The sequence below is a fragment of the Litorisediminicola beolgyonensis genome (assembly GCF_042679605.1).
Taxonomy (GTDB): Bacteria; Pseudomonadota; Alphaproteobacteria; order Rhodobacterales; family Rhodobacteraceae; genus Litorisediminicola; species Litorisediminicola beolgyonensis.
In genome coordinates this window covers 1-14,092 of record NZ_JBHTMU010000060.1, presented here as the reverse complement: position 1 = coordinate 14,092, position 14,092 = coordinate 1, and the positions used below count along the sequence as shown (strand labels likewise).

The following is a 14,092-nucleotide window of genomic DNA, read 5'->3' as shown; positions in this document are numbered from 1 at the left end:
GAATGCTGTCGCCCCTCGAGTTCGAGCGGCAGCAGAAACTGAGGCACGAGGGCGTCTAAGAGACGCGGGGCTATTCAATGATTGATGAGTTGCGTGCATACGCAGCTAAAAAACTCAATGAAGTCTTGCCAATACTAAATGAGGCGCGGGATCAAAGGTCGACGGCTAATGCTTTGCGCTTGCTTTGGGAAATTCAGCGCGCGTGCTCCGATTATCACCTTGCTGAGATGGTGGCGGCGAGTCTTGTGTCGTTCGGACGCATCGCTCCCTACAATAATGACCCAGTACGCGAGGCTGTTGATCGATTAAAGGGGGCGGGAGTGCTTAGGCCGGTGGTTGCGCGAAGTCCCGTATGCGTTGTCACTGAGGAATTTCAGGGACCGCTTCAAGAACTGCGGATGCTCGTCGATAACCGTTTTAAGGATGATTCTGCTTGAAGGGTTCAAGTTCACTCTAAGGGCGGCACAAGTATCTCATTATGTGGCGGGAAGTAATTCGTAGTCCTCCACTTCAAAGAGGTCAATTCGTGGGCGTATTGTTAGCTTTCCTGTTATTTTAATTTTTGCGCCTTTCTTGAAGTTCTGGCTCTTTGTGAGGCGCTCGAAATCACCATGCCGAAAGCGACAGGTCACCTCTTTTCCTCTCGATGATCGCATTCTGACTGTCTGGGACTTGTCGATGTATCCTCCAATAAGTCCTGTCTCAGTTACAGTTCCTTGCGTCGCGACGTTGACCGCATCCCTAAGGTCCTCGGCTTGAGAGGGATTGAAACTTAAACTCACAGTTCGTTCTGCTTTTTGAGCGTTTATTTCGGTCTCAGAGAGGAAGCCATCTTGCCGGGGCAGCAATTCTAAGAGAGAGCTTAAAAATGCAAAGTTTTGGCGAGCGTATTCCTCGTTAAATTTATCAGTTCCCCTCACTTGCGCAAGCTGTTCAAGTCCTTCGGCAATTGATTGCACGCGCTCAAAGAACTCAACTTTCAATTTGTCTGCTTCTAATTCTTTATAGTGCTGCTTGAGCGTGGCTAGATTTATGTTTGGCTCTTTGACTGAAATGACCAGACTTGCAAACTCAAGGGGCGCCACCTCAACGTCGAAAGTCGATGGTCGGGACTTTGATAGGGGTAGTGGTGTTAGCAATCTGCGCAGTGATCTGCTGGATTGGTCGACAAGAGATTTAAGTCGCCCCAGGGGCATACCTTGTTCGGTAAGTGATGCGCCTTTATACTTGAGCGACAACAAACCCTCTGCTTGTGTGATGCTGTTGGGGGCATCGCCCATCCAATGGAATAGAGCTTTACTTTCTTTCGGAAAGAATTTTGTTGGCACTTCACTTTTTTGAAGCCGCCAAAATTTCAGATAAGCGTGATTTATTTCCTTGCTGATTAGCCAATAGCTTTCTGAACTCAGCGCGCCATATACTGAGAGGCGTCCCTCAGACATCATAGTTATTGCCCCGGGCTTAGGCTCTGCCGCAAGGAATAATTCAGTACCCGCTTCATCGTATACTTTGACAAACAAACACTTAACTACGCCAAAGTCTCCAGAGAAGATCAGCGGCCCATCGTACTCGTAGTGTACTTCATGAATTTTGAGCACGTCAGAGGGGACAGCTCCATCTTCCGCACGATTCTTTGTCCATTGGCTAGTCACGTTCCGGCTCCAGACAGATTGTGAAGCGCGGTTTTAGGTCAACTGCGCAATCATACCAAAATGTACAGTGTTCCGGTTGTCTCTTAGTTGGGGTCGCTTTTACAACACCGTCGCCCGCACGCATCCGGCCTTCCGCTACATACATTCCCTTCATCGACGGTACTACTTCGCGAGCGTGCAGGGCAGCATCCTTGGACATCCAGACCGACAGGCCCCAATGTCGACAATCTGAGCGCTTTGCGTTTGGAAGACCCAACATGACCCAGCTTTTCAAGTCATCGTCTGCAACAGGATCGGTCCGGGACGCTCTGTAGATGAGGCAAGGCGCGGCGTCAGCGTCAGAAGGGGGACACTTGTCGGGTATTCCATCGTCAAACTTCAAACCAAGAAAGTCCTGTAAGTAGTTGAATTCTTCATCCCATAGTTGTGTCGGATTTACTCTAGCCTATCAAGAGATGGTCTGAGCAGAGAGGTGAGTTTGTCCCGTGCGGTCGATCCGCCGTCTGGGCGCGCTTCGATACCAAAGCTAGCGCGCTTGACTGCGTCCTGATCACGTCCTGGATGCGAAGAGGTAAATACCCGCAAACATGCAAGTATTTGAAAACAGTGGTGAGCCGTGCAGGATTCGAACCTGCGACCCACTGATTAAAAGTCAGTTGCTCTACCAACTGAGCTAACGGCCCACTGGCGGGCTACTTAGAAAGAGCGCCTGACAGGGTCAACCCGAAAAATCCTCTTTCTGCAGGCGGCTCTGGAAAGAGTTTGGTCTCGGGCGTATATGCGCCGCCATGGATCAGGACCTCGCACCCTTGCCGTTCATGAAGATGCACGGCCTCGGCAACGACTTCGTCGTGCTTGATGCGCGTGCGCGGGGCATCGACGTCACGCCATCTCTGGCCCGTGCATTGGGCGACCGGCATCGCGGGGTCGGGTTCGATCAGCTTGCGCTCATCGAGCCCGGGCGCGACAGCGACGCGCATCTGACCTTCTACAATTCCGACGGGTCGACTTCTGCGGCCTGCGGCAACGCAACCCGCTGCATCGCGCGGTTCCTGATGGATGAGACCGGTCGCGACCGGCTTTTTCTGACGACAGATCGGGGTGCGCTCGAAGCGGTCGACGCTGGGCAGGGCGCGGTTTCGGTCAACATGGGGCACCCGCAACTTCTCTGGAGCGAGGTCCCGCTCGCCGAAGAGATGGACACCTTGGAATTGCCGATCGACGGCGCTCCGACGGCGACGGGGATGGGTAATCCGCATTGCACCTTCTTCGTGCCCGATGCCGAGGCTGTCGCGCTCGAAGAGGTCGGGCCGCGCTTCGAGCATCATCCGCTATATCCCGAGAGAACCAATGTGCAGGTCGCGAGCCTCATCGGCGAGGACCGGCTGCGGATGCGGGTCTGGGAGCGGGGCGTGGGTGTGACGTTGGCCTCGGGCTCTTCGTCCTGTGCGACGGCGGTCGCGGCGGCGCGGCGGGGGTTGACCGGTCGGGCTGTCGAGATCGTGCTCGACGGCGGCACGCTTCATGTGGAGTGGCGCGAGGATGGCGTCTGGATGACCGGCGGGACCGCGCATGTCTTCGACGGCGTGCTCACGCGCGACTGGCTGGAGGCGCTCGAATGACAGCGCCGCGCTTCACCACGCTCGGCTGCCGGCTCAACGCCTATGAGACCGAGGCGATGAAGCGGCTGGCCTCGGAGGCCGGTCTCGAGGGCGCGGTGGTGGTCAACACCTGCGCCGTGACCTCGGAGGCCGTGCGCAAGGCGCGCCAGGAGATCCGCCGTCTCCGGCGCGAGAACCCCGACGCACGGCTCATCGTGACCGGCTGCGCGGCCCAGACCGAGCCCGAGACCTTCTCGGCGATGGACGAGGTCGACGCGGTCATCGGAAATACCGAGAAGATGACCCCCGCAACCTGGGCTGGCCTCGCCGCCGATTTCATCGGCGACACAGAGCGGGTGCAGGTCGATGACATCATGTCGGTGACCGAGACCGCGGGGCATCTGATCGACGGTTTCGGCACGCGCTCGCGCGCTTATGTCCAGGTCCAGAATGGCTGCGATCATCGCTGCACCTTCTGCATCATCCCGTTCGGCCGCGGCAATTCGCGCTCCGTTCCGGCGGGTGTCGTGGTCGAGCAGATCAAGCGGCTTGTGGATCAGGGCTTCAACGAGGTGGTGCTGACGGGGGTCGATCTCACCTCCTGGGGGGCGGACCTGCCGATGCAGCCGAAGCTCGGGGACCTGGTGATGCGGATCCTGCGGCTGGTGCCGGACCTGCCGCGTCTGCGCATTTCCTCGATCGACTCGATCGAGGTGGACGAGAACCTGATGCAGGCCATCGCCACCGAGCCGCGCCTGATGCCGCATCTGCACCTGTCGCTCCAGCATGGCGACGACCTGATCCTGAAGCGGATGAAGCGCCGCCATCTGCGCGACGACGCGATCCGCTTTGCGGAAGAGGCGCAGCGTTTGCGCCCCGAGATGACCTTCGGCGCCGACATCATCGCGGGCTTCCCGACCGAGACCGAGGCGCATTTCGAAAACTCCCTCAAGCTCGTCGAGGAGTGCCGCCTGACCTGGCTGCATGTCTTCCCCTACAGCCCGCGCCCGGGCACGCCCGCGGCGCGGATGCCGCAGGTCGACGGTCGTGCGATCAAGGAGCGGGCGGCGCGGCTCAGGGCGGCAGGCGCGGCGCGCGTCGAGCAGCATCTGAGCATGCAGGTGGGGCGCACCCATTCGATCCTGATGGAAGCGCCGGACATGGGGCGCACCGAACAGTTCACCGAAGTGCGCCTGACCGAGCCGCGGCAGGAAGGGGCGCTGGTGACAGCGCGGATCACCGGGCAAGACGGCACGCGACTGGTCGCGTGAGCCGGATCGTCCTCCTGCACGGGCCATCGAGCAGTGGGAAATCGACGCTGGCCCGCGCCGTTCTCGAGGCATCCGATACGCCATTCCTGAGACTGTCCATCGACACGCTGAGGGATGGAGGCGCGCTTTTTCCGGCCTCGCGGAGCCTTTGGGCCGAACACCGGCCCAAAGTGTTCGACGGCCTGCATCACGCGATTGCCGCCTTTGCCGACGCCGGAAACGATCTGATCGTCGAGCATATTTTCGACAGTCCGGGCTGGCACGGAGAGCTAGCCGCGCTTCTGAAGGCGCATCGAGTGGTCTTCGTCGGACTTCTCACCGCGCCGGATGTGCTGGCGGCACGGGAAGTCGCGCGGGGTGACAGGCAGCCGGGCAGCGCGCTTGCGGATTCCGCGCATGTGCATCTCGGGCGGCGCTACGATCTCGAACTGGATGGGGTGGCACCGCCGCAGGTGAACGCGGCAGAGGTGCTTGCGGCCCTGTCGCGGATGGGGAAGGGTGAGTCGCGCTTCTTCGACGCGCCGCCAGACCGCTGAGACCTAATCCATGCACCCGAATCCCAGCTTCCGCGGCACAGATCATGCCGCCAGCCTTGCCTTCGTGCGCAACCGCGGCTTCGGCGTTCTCGCCGTGTCCAGCGACGCGGGCGCTCCGATGCTGTCGCATGTGCCGTTCCTGCTGTCGGAGGACGGCGCTGCGGCCGATCTGCATCTCGTCCGCTCGAACCCGATCTGCCGCACTCTCGGCGAGGGCCGCGCGGCCACGCTGGCTGTTCTTGGACCCGACGGCTACGTCTCGCCAGACTGGTATGGCGTCGAGGATCAGGTGCCGACGTGGAACTACGTCGCGGTGCATCTGACGGGTCGTCTGTTGCCGCGACCGGCGGACGAGATTGACGCGCTCCTTGTCCGGCAATCCGCGGATTTCGAGGCGCGGCTGGCGCCGAAACGCCCCTGGACCATGGACAAGATGACCGAGGAGACGCGGGCGCGGTTCCTGCGGATGATCCTGCCCGTACGGCTCGAGATCGCGTCGCTCGAGAGCACCTGGAAGCTCAACCAGAACAAGCCCGACGCGGTCCGGCACGCCGCCACGGAGCGTGTGGAGGATGGGTTCGGACAGGAGCTGGCCGCGCTTGCGGCGCTGATGCGCACGCCACCCTCTGCAACTGGCGGATGACCTCGACCGGCAGAGATGCGTTGCGGCTGCGGCGCTTATCCGCCATCTAAGTCGGATGAAACGTCAGACCCAAGCGCTCCTCGTACATTTGTTGACGGCGACCGGTGCCGTCTTCGCCATGCTCGCCCTGCTCGCCGCAGCGCAGGAGCAATGGTCGGTCATGTTCCTCTGGCTGGTGGTGGCCTTCGCGGTCGACGGCGTCGACGGCCCCCTGGCGCGGAAATACGACGTCAAGGAAAACGCGCCGCGTTTCGACGGCGTGCTGCTGGACCTGATCATCGACTATCTGACCTACGTCTTCATCCCGGCCTTCGCGCTCTTCCAGTCAGATCTCCTGCCGGGCTGGACGGGATGGTTCGCCATCATCGTGATCACCTTCGCGAGTGCGATGTATTTCGCCGACAGCCGGATGAAGACCTCGGACAATTCCTTCCAAGGGTTTCCCGGCTGCTGGAACATGCTGGTGATCGTGATGTTCGCGGTGAAGCCGGATTTCTGGGTGATCGTCGGCCTCGTGTCGGTGCTCGCGATCGCGATGTTCCTGCCGCTGAAGTTCATCCATCCCGTGCGCACCCGCCGCTGGCGCAAGCTTTCGCTGCCGATTGCGCTTCTCTGGACGATCTTCGCGGGCTGGGCCGCCTGGGTCGATTTCCATCCCGAAAGCTGGGCGCATTGGGGACTGGTCCTGACCTCGGTCTACCTGATCTTCGTGGGCGTCGTGCAGCAGCTCGTGCCGGTCCGCAACTGAGGTCGCGTCAGCCGGGGCAGGGGGGCGCTCAGCCCTTGAGGCGGTAGCCCGTCCGGAACATCCACCAAGCCAAGATGCAGATCGCGAGGGTCGCCACGACCGCGATGACGAAGCCGAGCATGGGCGCGCTGTCGGACACGCCGAGCATCCCGTAGCGCGCGCCGTCGATCAGGTAGAAAATCGGGTTGAAATGGGTGATCTCGCGCAGGACGGCCGGCAGCGCCTCGACCGAGTAGAACGTGCCCGAGAGGAAGGCGAGCGGCGTGACGATGAAGTTGGTGATCGCCGCCATCTGGTCGAACTTGTCGGCGAAGACGCCCGCGACCATGCCGAGGCCCGACAGGAAGGCCGCGCCCAGAACGACGAAGACCAGCATGATCAGCGGATGCGCGGGCCAGAGCCCGAGTGTCAGTCCGAAGCCGAGGGCGATCACCACCGCCACGAACAGCCCCCGCGCGACCCCTCCGGCGAGATAGCCCAAGACCATCTCGGCGCCCGAGAGCGGCGGCATGAGGGTGTCGACGATATTGCCCTGGACCTTCGAGATCACGATGGAGGAGGAACAGTTGGCGAAAGCGTTCTGGATCACCGTCATCATGAGAATGCCGGGCGCGATGAAATGCGTGAAGGGCACGCCCATCACATCGCCGCGCTGGGGACCGATGGCGATGGTGAAGATCACGATGAAAAGACCCGCCGTCACCAGGGGAGCCAGCAGCGTCTGCGTCCAGACATTCGCGAACCGCATGACCTCGCGCGCGGCGAGCGTGTAGAGGCCCAGCCAGTTGACCTGGCCGAAGCGCCGCGCGCCGGGATCGTATCGGGTGGTGTCGCTCATCGGCTGTCCTCGTGCGTTCTCGGGCGGCGCGCGCCTTGTAACTCCGTTTCGCGTGATTAAAATAGGGCTCTGATCGCATTTGACAGGCGGCCGGCATCTCGCGCGGCCGCTTTTTCCAATCTCGAAAGGCATCCCATGTCCTGGACCGATGAACGCGTCGAGCTTCTCAAGAAGATGTGGGGCGAAGGCCAATCCGCCAGCCAGATCGCCAAGGAGCTCGGCGGCGTCACCCGCAACGCGGTGATCGGCAAGGTGCACCGTCTCGGCCTGTCCAATCGCGGCGGTGCCGAAGAGCCCGCCGCGGCTCCGAAGGCCGAAGCCAAGCCCAAGCCCGCCGCCAAGCCCGAGGCCGCCGCGCGTCCCGAGCCGCAGACCGAAAGCGCCGAGCCGAAGCCGCAGCCGGTGGCCGCGCGCAACAAGATCATCCCCGCGGGCCAGCCGCTGCCGCCGCAGCCCTCGGCCAACGAGATCAGCCCTGAGGCGCTCGCCAAGGTCAACGAGATCGAGAAGAAGGCCAAGAAGCTGACTCTGATGGAGCTGACCGAGCGCACCTGCAAATGGCCGGTCGGCGATCCGGCGACCGAGCATTTCTGGTTCTGCGGCCTGCCGGTGCAGCAGGGCAAACCCTATTGCGAGGCCCATGTCGGCGTCGCCTTCCAGCCGATGTCCTCGCGCCGCGACCGTCGTCGGTGATGCTGCCTCCCGTGCCCATCCTGCGGTCCTACCGCGAAGAGGAGGCACGGGATTTCTACCTGCGGTTTCTCGGCTTCGAGATCGGGTTCGAACACAGGTTCGGACCCGATCTGCCGCTCTACATGGAGGTGCGTCGCGGCGCGGCGGTCCTCCATCTGTCCGAACATCACGGCGACGCCAGCCCCGGCGCCGCAGTTCGGATCGAAACGGACGGGCTTGCGGACTACCATCGCGAGATCACGGCACGCGGTCACCGTGGAGCGCGTCCCGGCATCGTCGAGCAAAGCTGGGGCTTTCGAGAGATGGCACTGACCGATCCCGCCGGCAACCGGCTGATCTTCTGCGAGCGGTTGCCCGAGACCTGAGAGAGCTGCGGGTCTGGTCGATTCTGCGAAGGTCCGTTCTGAACCTATTCTTCGGTAGGCTGCGGCGGTGATCGCCATCCGCTGTCACGTCCGGACCATGCGCCGATGCACATGGCTACCTGCATCAGCTTTGGCGGATGACATGTCCGAGTAGATTGCCGTTCAGGGTGTAACTCCGGCCTGGTTGCCAGCCGTTCTCTCTGGCCGCCTGCCGCACCTGTTCGCTGCTGATATGGGTGTCTCGAGACGTCGCATCGCAGGTGACGATCATCATTTCCAGGCGCGATCCAGGACCCTTTGCGAGAGCGTTTCGCAGGGCCTGCTCGCTCGATACTTTGACCCGTTTCATATTCGGCATCGTCATGACAGGCTTTCCCGCACGGTTCGCGGGCCATCCTAGCTCACAGCCGCCTTTGCAACAAACCTTGTCGCCGTCCGCTTGGACCGCACGCGCCGAAGGGCGAACCTAAGTCTGCGAGGACGCGTCGCAGGTCGGACGCAATGCGCCCGCCAAAAACAGCAGGCCGAAATAAAGCTGGTCGGGGAAATTTGGTGGAGCCTAGGGGGATCGAACCCCTGACCTCTTGCATGCCATGCAAGCGCTCTCCCAGCTGAGCTAAGGCCCCGTGCAGATGCGCCCTCGGGCGCGTCGTGCGGTGTCGTCTAAGCAATGCCGCGGGCGGGATCAAGCGGAAAAATCGCGTCCCGCCCGCGGTCTTTCGATCAGTCGTCTTTCTCGTCGGAGACGTCGGCGATGTCGTCGAGCGAGACGTTATCGTCGTCCTCGTCATCGTCCAGAACATCATCGTCGAGATCGACATCGACGTCATCATCATCGTCATCGATTACGTCGGAATCGTCGGTCGCGGTCTTCTTGAGCTTCGCTGCGCCGTCTTCGGCATCCGCGGCGATCATGCTCCGCTTTCCGGTGTCGATCTCCACCACTTCGCCCGTGTAGGGGCTGACGATGGGCGACCGGTTGAGGTCGTAGAACCGCTTGCCGGTGACGGGGCACAGCCGCTTGACGCCCCATTCTTCCTTGGGCATGGGAAGTCCTTTCAATCCTGTCTCTGCTGGCAGATGATTCAGTGGCAACTGCCACAAGGCCGGGGCGGAGTCAAAGCCCAATCGGGACGACTTTCGCAGGAGGAGCGCCATGCGTCGGATCAGGCTCGAAGGGGCGCCCGAGATCGAGGTCGCGCTGCGCCGGTCGGCGCGGGCGCGCCGGATCAGCCTGCGTCTTTCGGGTCTCGACGGGCGCGTGACGCTGACGCTGCCGCGCTTTGTGCCCGAGGCCGAGGCGCTGGCCTTCCTGCAGGAAAAGGAGGGGTGGCTGCGGGGCCATCTGGACCGCCGCGATGCGCCGGTCGATGTGGCTCTCGGGGTGTCCCTCCCGGTCGAGGGGCACATGCTTCGGGTCGTCGCGGGGAGGGGCCGGTCCGTTCGGCTCGGCGATGACGAGATCGCCGTGCCCGGAGCGCCGGAGCAGGTGGCCTCGCGCCTTCAGGCCTATCTCAAGACGCGGGCGCGGGACCGGTTGGCGGCGTCGTCGGATCGCTATGCCGCCGCGCTGGGTCTCGGCTATTCGCGGCTGACCCTGCGAGATACGCGCTCGCGCTGGGGCTCCTGCACCTCGCGCGGCGCGCTGATGTATTCCTGGCGGTTGATCCTCGCACCGCCGGAGGTGCTGGAGTACGTCGCCGCGCATGAGGTTGCGCATCTGCAGGAGATGAATCACTCCAAGGCCTTCTGGACGCTCGTGGAGCGGCTCTACGGCGACTGGAGCGGGCCGCGCGACTGGCTCCGTCGCGACGGCAGCGGGCTGCATAGCTTCCGGTTCTAGCGGTTCTCCGGACCTGCGGATGCCTAGGGCAGGGGGCGGTCGTCACGGCGTTGACGCGCTCACGAAACGTGATCACAGTTCGCGTCATGCTCCAGACCCCGCGCCCCGCTCCGACCGCACCCCGACCTGCCGAGCCGGTGATCTCGGCCCATGACAGGGTCTATCGCGGGTTGCGCGGCCAGATCATGTTCGGAGAACTGGCCCCGGGCACGGCGCTGACCTTGCGCGGTATCGGCAAAAGCTTCGACGTCTCGATGACCCCGGCCCGGGAGGCGGTGAATCGGCTGGTGGCCGAGGGCGCCTTGTCGATGTCGGCCTCGGGTCGTGTCTCGACGCCGGAGCTGTCTGCCGAGCGGATCGAGGAGCTTGCGGCGCTCCGGGCGCTGATCGAAGTGGAACTGGCAAGCCGCGCGCTGCCGCGAGCGCATCTCGCACTGATCGACCGGCTGCAGACGATCAACCAAGCGATCTCGGAGACCGTCGCGCGGCGCGATGCCCCCGGCTATATCCGCCGCAACCTGGAGTTCCACCGGACGCTCTATCTCCGGGCGCAGGCTCCGGCGATGCTGGCCATGGCCGAGACGGTGTGGCTGCAGCTCGGGCCGACGATGGGCGCTCTATACGACCGGATGCGGCGGTCGGAGCCGCCCCATTACCACCGGCTGATCCTGGCGGCTCTGAAGGCCGGAGACGAGCCCGGTCTGCGTCTGGCGGTGCGCTCGGATGTCACGCAGGGCCTGCGGATGCTGATCGCCTGACACCGGCCACGGGAGCCGGATTTCGATGCGAAATCCGCGCGATTTCCGGATCGGAAATCGGTCCGGCGGAGACGCTGCGCCAGGCCTCAGGCCGCCAAGCCCTTGGAGCCCATCTTCAGGAATTTCTCGCGCCTCTTCGCCACAAGGTCCTTGCGCGACAAGGGCTCGAGATCACCGAGCATCGCCGCGATGGTCGCCCCGACCGAGGCAATCGCCTCGTCGCGATCACGATGCGCGCCCCCGAGCGGCTCCGAGATGATCCGGTCGATCACGCCGAGCTTCGAGAGATCCTGCGCGGTGAGCCGCAGCGCCTCGGCGGCTTCGCGCATCTTCTCCGCATCCTTCCACAGGATCGAGGCGCAGCCCTCCGGCGAGATCACCGAGTAGACGGAATGCTCGAGCATCGCGACCCGGTTCGCGGTGGCAAACGCGACCGCACCGCCGGAGCCGCCCTCGCCGATGATCACCGACACCAGAGGCACGCCGATCTGCAGGCATTTTTCCGTGGCGCGCGCGATCGCTTCGGACTGGCCGCGCTCTTCGGCGCCCTTGCCGGGATAGGCTCCGGGCGTGTCGACCAGGGTGACGACCGGCAGGTTGAAATTGTCGGCCATCTCCATCAGCCGGATCGCCTTGCGGTAGCCCTCGGGGCGCGCCATGCCGAAATTATGCGTCAGGCGCGTCTGGGTGTCGTGACCCTTCTCGTGGCCGATCAGCACGACAGGCATGTCGTTGAACCGTGCGAGACCGCCGATCACCGCATGGTCGTCGCCGAAGGCGCGGTCGCCCGCGAGCGGCGTGTATTCGGTGAAGAGCGCCTCGACATAATCGGTGCAATGCGGCCGGTCCGGGTGCCGCGCCACCTGGCATTTCCGCCAGGGCGTGAGCTTGCGGTAAAGGTCTTTCAGCAGCGCGTCGGCCTTCGCGTCGAGCGCCTTGGCCTCGGATTCGACATCCATTTCCTCGTTGGCCCGCGCCAGGGCCCTGAGTTCTTCGGCCTTGCCCTCGATCTCGGCGAGCGGCTTTTCGAAGTCGAGATAATGCATGATCGTCTTCCGGTTACGGTCGGCAGCACATATGACGCCGCCCCGGGCCGATTGCAACGCTTGCTCAGCCGAAGAGCACAGGCAAGAGCGACGCGACAAGAAGCGTCGCCATGGCCCAGTTGAACACCCGAAGCCGCCTCCGGTCCGACAACAGGCGCTGGACCGCGGTGCCGATCACCGTCCATGACGTGGTCGAAACCACCGATCCCGCGACATAGACGCCGGCCACCCACAGCACCCCCGTCAGATCGCGTCCCGGCGCGTAGAGCGTCACCGCCGAGAGCGCCATCGACCAGGCCTTCGGGTTCACCCATTGGAAGCTCGCCGCCTGCAGGAAGCTCAGCGGCCGGGCCGAGGCCCGCGTCCGGTCGGGCGGCGCGGCATTGGCGATCTTCCAGGCGAGCCACAGCATGTAGGCCACCGATACGACGCTGAGGATCGTGTAGGCCGGCGGCCAAAGGTCGAAGAGCCGCATCACTCCCAGGCCGACGGCGACGCACATCGCCGGAAATCCGAGCCCGACCCCGAGCATATGCGGGAGGGTCCGGCGGAAGCCGAAATTGGCGCCCGAGGCCATCAGCATCAGGTTGTTCGGTCCAGGCGTGATGGCCGTGACCAAAGCGAATGTCGCGAGAGCGGCGAGAAGGTCGAGTGTCATGGGTCCGATCTATGCCCGCAATGTCGCGGCGTGTGCTTGCAAAATGCGGCGCATGGCGAAACTATCTGCAACAAATGAGCGATATTGACCATATAGACCGCAAGATATTGCGCGCGCTCGAAGCCGATGGCCGACAGAGCAACCTCGCCCTGGCCGAGCGGGTCGGGCTGTCGCCCTCGGCCTGTCTGCGCCGCGTCGCTGCGCTGGAAAAATCCGGCGTCATCCGCGGCTACCGCGCCGTGCTCGCGCCGGAGAAGCTGGGCATCGGCTTTGTCGCCTACGTGACCGTGGGGCTCAACACCCATACCAAGTCCGCGCAGGAGGCGTTCGAGCGGGCGATCTCGCAAAGCCCCGAGGTCCGGGAATGCCACAACATCACCGGCGCGGTGGAGTATCTTCTTCGGGTCGAAGCGGCCGATCTCGCCGCCTACAAGCATTTCCACACCGAGGTGCTTGGCGTGCTCCCGCAGGTCAACGCCATCACCTCCTTCGTGGTCATGGGCTCGCCCAAGGATGAACGTGCGTGATTGCCTGAGCCGTGGCCGCGCGTTATCCCGGACCGACGCTCTGGAAAAAGGACCGACCCCATGCGTGCCGCAGCCCTGCTTTTCGCCGTCCTGACCACCCTGGCCGCCTGTGCCGATGGCCAGCGCGAGCTCAAGGAACCGGTGCGCGCGATCGGAGACTTCAAGCTCGGCCACGCCATTGTCGTGGCGCCGAACATCCAGCAGGGACCGGGCTCTCGCGACGCGAGCGCCGAAGAGTGGATCGAGGTTGTCGACGCGGCCCTCGAAGAGCGCTTCCGCCGCTACGAAGGCGAGCGCCTTTATCATATCGGCGTGTCGGTCGAAGGCTTCGTGCTGGCGGTCCCAGGCATCCCCCTGGTCTACACGCCGAAATCGGTGCTGATCGTGCGCGCCAACCTCTTCGACGACGCCGGACAGGTTCGGATGACCGACGAGGCGCACGAGATCACCGTGCTCGAGGCGCCCTCGGGCAAGACATTCCTGGGCTCGGGGAACAGCCAGACCAAGGAAGAGCAGATGCGCGCGCTCGCGGCCAACGCGGCGCTCCAGATCGAGAACTGGCTGCGCGGTCAGCAGAAGCGCGAAGGCTGGTTCGGCGGCCTGCCCGAGGACGGCGCCGAGCCCGTCTCCGAGGCGCCCGAGACCGAGGCGGAAGACGATGCGCTGCCCGAGACGCCGCAGGTCTTCGCGACCGTGATCGAGGCCGACCCCTCCGCAGGCGGTTGAGCCCGTCCTCGCAGGCGAAGCCTGCTTGATTTTCCGCTCTCAACCCAATATCTGGCCCGCGATGCAATCGGGCCGGAGGGCCCCCCAACTACCGTGAGGCGTCTGAGAAGATGGCAAAGGAAAAGTTTGAGCGCGGCAAGCCGCACTGCAACATCGGCACGATCGGTCACGTCGACCACGGCAAGAC

The 14,092-nt window shown here is 63.4% G+C and carries 18 protein-coding genes, 2 tRNA genes and 1 pseudogene; 13 read left to right on the top strand and 8 right to left on the bottom strand.

Going from position 1 to position 14,092, the window contains the following annotated elements:
• The first annotated feature begins 77 nt into the window (after positions 1 to 77).
• Positions 78 to 437, top strand: coding sequence for a hypothetical protein (locus ACFQ4E_RS19620; RefSeq protein ID WP_386806229.1), 360 nt, complete (start codon positions 78 to 80; stop codon positions 435 to 437).
• A gap of 39 nt (positions 438 to 476) precedes the next feature.
• On the opposite strand, the gene ACFQ4E_RS19615 is transcribed toward ACFQ4E_RS19620, so the two are convergent.
• Positions 477 to 1,652, bottom strand: a complete 1,176-nt coding sequence (locus ACFQ4E_RS19615; RefSeq protein ID WP_386806228.1) for a hypothetical protein — start codon at positions 1,650 to 1,652, stop codon at positions 477 to 479.
• Positions 1,653 to 2,259: 607 nt separating this feature from the next.
• Positions 2,260 to 2,335 (bottom strand) — tRNA-Lys (locus tag ACFQ4E_RS19610).
• Between the two features lie 105 nt (positions 2,336 to 2,440).
• On the opposite strand from ACFQ4E_RS19610, the gene dapF reads away from it, so the two are divergent.
• The 5 genes from dapF to ACFQ4E_RS19585 are packed head-to-tail and all read left to right on the top strand — an operon-like array spanning position 2,441 to position 6,451.
• On the top strand, positions 2,441 to 3,274 hold the full coding sequence (gene dapF / locus ACFQ4E_RS19605; protein ID WP_386806227.1) for a diaminopimelate epimerase: 834 nt from the start codon (positions 2,441 to 2,443) through the stop codon (positions 3,272 to 3,274).
• On the top strand, positions 3,271 to 4,524 hold the full coding sequence (mtaB, locus tag ACFQ4E_RS19600; protein WP_386806226.1) for a tRNA (N(6)-L-threonylcarbamoyladenosine(37)-C(2))-methylthiotransferase MtaB: 1,254 nt from the start codon (positions 3,271 to 3,273) through the stop codon (positions 4,522 to 4,524). The genes dapF and mtaB overlap by 4 nt, the downstream gene beginning before the upstream one ends.
• On the top strand, positions 4,521 to 5,060 hold the full coding sequence (locus ACFQ4E_RS19595; protein ID WP_386806225.1) for a chloramphenicol phosphotransferase CPT family protein: 540 nt from the start codon (positions 4,521 to 4,523) through the stop codon (positions 5,058 to 5,060). The genes mtaB and ACFQ4E_RS19595 overlap by 4 nt, the downstream gene beginning before the upstream one ends.
• A 10-nt stretch (positions 5,061 to 5,070) precedes the next feature.
• Complete coding sequence (locus ACFQ4E_RS19590) at positions 5,071 to 5,703, top strand: FMN-binding negative transcriptional regulator (RefSeq protein WP_386806224.1); 633 nt, start codon at positions 5,071 to 5,073, stop codon at positions 5,701 to 5,703.
• 55 nt (positions 5,704 to 5,758) lie between these two features.
• Positions 5,759 to 6,451, top strand: coding sequence for a CDP-alcohol phosphatidyltransferase family protein (locus ACFQ4E_RS19585; RefSeq protein ID WP_386806223.1), 693 nt, complete (start codon positions 5,759 to 5,761; stop codon positions 6,449 to 6,451).
• 28 nt (positions 6,452 to 6,479) lie between these two features.
• Here the strand turns inward: ACFQ4E_RS19585 and ACFQ4E_RS19580 are convergent, their stop codons facing one another.
• Entirely contained in the window at positions 6,480 to 7,289 is an 810-nt protein-coding gene (locus tag ACFQ4E_RS19580) for an ABC transporter permease (RefSeq protein ID WP_386806222.1), read from the bottom strand.
• Positions 7,290 to 7,424: 135 nt separating this feature from the next.
• Here ACFQ4E_RS19580 and ACFQ4E_RS19575 point away from each other — a divergent pair, with 135 nt between their 5' ends.
• Complete coding sequence (locus ACFQ4E_RS19575) at positions 7,425 to 7,982, top strand: GcrA family cell cycle regulator (RefSeq protein WP_386806221.1); 558 nt, start codon at positions 7,425 to 7,427, stop codon at positions 7,980 to 7,982.
• On the top strand, positions 7,982 to 8,347 hold the full coding sequence (locus ACFQ4E_RS19570; RefSeq protein ID WP_386806230.1) for a glyoxalase superfamily protein: 366 nt from the start codon (positions 7,982 to 7,984) through the stop codon (positions 8,345 to 8,347). Before ACFQ4E_RS19575 ends, ACFQ4E_RS19570 begins: the two co-directional genes overlap by 1 nt.
• Positions 8,348 to 8,471: 124 nt before the next feature.
• On the opposite strand, the gene ACFQ4E_RS19565 is transcribed toward ACFQ4E_RS19570, so the two are convergent.
• The 3 genes from ACFQ4E_RS19565 to ACFQ4E_RS19555 all read right to left on the bottom strand — a co-directional run bounded on the left by ACFQ4E_RS19565 (position 8,472) and on the right by ACFQ4E_RS19555 (position 9,394).
• Positions 8,472 to 8,711: a hypothetical protein gene (locus ACFQ4E_RS19565; protein ID WP_386806220.1), complete on the bottom strand. Its 240-nt coding sequence runs from the start codon at positions 8,709 to 8,711 to the stop codon at positions 8,472 to 8,474.
• A 186-nt stretch (positions 8,712 to 8,897) separates the two neighbouring features.
• Positions 8,898 to 8,973 (bottom strand) — tRNA-Ala (locus tag ACFQ4E_RS19560).
• 97 nt (positions 8,974 to 9,070) lie between these two features.
• Positions 9,071 to 9,394 (bottom strand): TIGR02300 family protein, encoded by a 324-nt coding sequence (locus tag ACFQ4E_RS19555; protein ID WP_386806219.1) that lies wholly within the window; start codon positions 9,392 to 9,394, stop codon positions 9,071 to 9,073.
• A gap of 109 nt (positions 9,395 to 9,503) precedes the next feature.
• Between ACFQ4E_RS19555 and ACFQ4E_RS19550 the strand changes: the two genes are divergently transcribed.
• Both ACFQ4E_RS19550 and ACFQ4E_RS19545 read left to right on the top strand, forming a co-directional pair.
• On the top strand, positions 9,504 to 10,190 hold the full coding sequence (locus ACFQ4E_RS19550; protein ID WP_386806218.1) for a M48 family metallopeptidase: 687 nt from the start codon (positions 9,504 to 9,506) through the stop codon (positions 10,188 to 10,190).
• An 86-nt stretch (positions 10,191 to 10,276) separates the two neighbouring features.
• Positions 10,277 to 10,948 (top strand): GntR family transcriptional regulator, encoded by a 672-nt coding sequence (locus tag ACFQ4E_RS19545; protein ID WP_386806217.1) that lies wholly within the window; start codon positions 10,277 to 10,279, stop codon positions 10,946 to 10,948.
• Positions 10,949 to 11,034: 86 nt separating this feature from the next.
• On the opposite strand, the gene ACFQ4E_RS19540 is transcribed toward ACFQ4E_RS19545, so the two are convergent.
• Together ACFQ4E_RS19540 and ACFQ4E_RS19535 are read right to left on the bottom strand one after the other, a co-directional pair.
• Entirely contained in the window at positions 11,035 to 11,994 is a 960-nt protein-coding gene (locus ACFQ4E_RS19540; RefSeq protein WP_386806216.1) for an acetyl-CoA carboxylase carboxyltransferase subunit alpha, read from the bottom strand.
• A 64-nt stretch (positions 11,995 to 12,058) separates the two neighbouring features.
• Entirely contained in the window at positions 12,059 to 12,652 is a 594-nt protein-coding gene (locus ACFQ4E_RS19535) for a LysE family translocator (protein ID WP_386806215.1), read from the bottom strand.
• A gap of 74 nt (positions 12,653 to 12,726) precedes the next feature.
• On the opposite strand from ACFQ4E_RS19535, the gene ACFQ4E_RS19530 reads away from it, so the two are divergent.
• The 3 genes and pseudogenes from ACFQ4E_RS19530 to ACFQ4E_RS19520 form a co-directional block, all read left to right on the top strand.
• On the top strand, positions 12,727 to 13,179 hold the full coding sequence (locus ACFQ4E_RS19530; protein ID WP_386806214.1) for an Lrp/AsnC family transcriptional regulator: 453 nt from the start codon (positions 12,727 to 12,729) through the stop codon (positions 13,177 to 13,179).
• Positions 13,180 to 13,239: 60 nt separating this feature from the next.
• Positions 13,240 to 13,905, top strand: coding sequence for a hypothetical protein (locus ACFQ4E_RS19525; protein ID WP_386806213.1), 666 nt, complete (start codon positions 13,240 to 13,242; stop codon positions 13,903 to 13,905).
• Between the two features lie 110 nt (positions 13,906 to 14,015).
• Positions 14,016 to 14,092, top strand: a pseudogene (locus ACFQ4E_RS19520) (GTP-binding protein); the annotation flags it as partial.

What these genes read in the sequence shown, in the direction of transcription:
- ACFQ4E_RS19540 (WP_386806216.1), bottom strand. Translation starts at nt 11,994, where the DNA reads ATGCATTATCTCGACTTCGAAAAGCCGCTCGCCGAGATCGAGGGCAAG.
- ACFQ4E_RS19525 (WP_386806213.1), top strand. Translation starts at nt 13,240, where the DNA reads ATGCGTGCCGCAGCCCTGCTTTTCGCCGTCCTGACCACCCTGGCCGCC.
- ACFQ4E_RS19570 (WP_386806230.1), top strand. Translation starts at nt 7,982, where the DNA reads ATGCTGCCTCCCGTGCCCATCCTGCGGTCCTACCGCGAAGAGGAGGCA.
- ACFQ4E_RS19590 (WP_386806224.1), top strand. Translation starts at nt 5,071, where the DNA reads ATGCACCCGAATCCCAGCTTCCGCGGCACAGATCATGCCGCCAGCCTT.
- ACFQ4E_RS19555 (WP_386806219.1), bottom strand. Translation starts at nt 9,394, where the DNA reads ATGCCCAAGGAAGAATGGGGCGTCAAGCGGCTGTGCCCCGTCACCGGC.
- ACFQ4E_RS19550 (WP_386806218.1), top strand. Translation starts at nt 9,504, where the DNA reads ATGCGTCGGATCAGGCTCGAAGGGGCGCCCGAGATCGAGGTCGCGCTG.
- ACFQ4E_RS19585 (WP_386806223.1), top strand. Translation starts at nt 5,759, where the DNA reads ATGAAACGTCAGACCCAAGCGCTCCTCGTACATTTGTTGACGGCGACC.
- ACFQ4E_RS19580 (WP_386806222.1), bottom strand. Translation starts at nt 7,289, where the DNA reads ATGAGCGACACCACCCGATACGATCCCGGCGCGCGGCGCTTCGGCCAG.
- mtaB (WP_386806226.1), top strand. Translation starts at nt 3,271, where the DNA reads ATGACAGCGCCGCGCTTCACCACGCTCGGCTGCCGGCTCAACGCCTAT.
- ACFQ4E_RS19535 (WP_386806215.1), bottom strand. Translation starts at nt 12,652, where the DNA reads ATGACACTCGACCTTCTCGCCGCTCTCGCGACATTCGCTTTGGTCACG.
- ACFQ4E_RS19575 (WP_386806221.1), top strand. Translation starts at nt 7,425, where the DNA reads ATGTCCTGGACCGATGAACGCGTCGAGCTTCTCAAGAAGATGTGGGGC.
- ACFQ4E_RS19565 (WP_386806220.1), bottom strand. Translation starts at nt 8,711, where the DNA reads ATGACGATGCCGAATATGAAACGGGTCAAAGTATCGAGCGAGCAGGCC.
- ACFQ4E_RS19530 (WP_386806214.1), top strand. Translation starts at nt 12,727, where the DNA reads ATGAGCGATATTGACCATATAGACCGCAAGATATTGCGCGCGCTCGAA.
- dapF (WP_386806227.1), top strand. Translation starts at nt 2,441, where the DNA reads ATGGATCAGGACCTCGCACCCTTGCCGTTCATGAAGATGCACGGCCTC.
- ACFQ4E_RS19620 (WP_386806229.1), top strand. Translation starts at nt 78, where the DNA reads ATGATTGATGAGTTGCGTGCATACGCAGCTAAAAAACTCAATGAAGTC.
- ACFQ4E_RS19545 (WP_386806217.1), top strand. Translation starts at nt 10,277, where the DNA reads ATGCTCCAGACCCCGCGCCCCGCTCCGACCGCACCCCGACCTGCCGAG.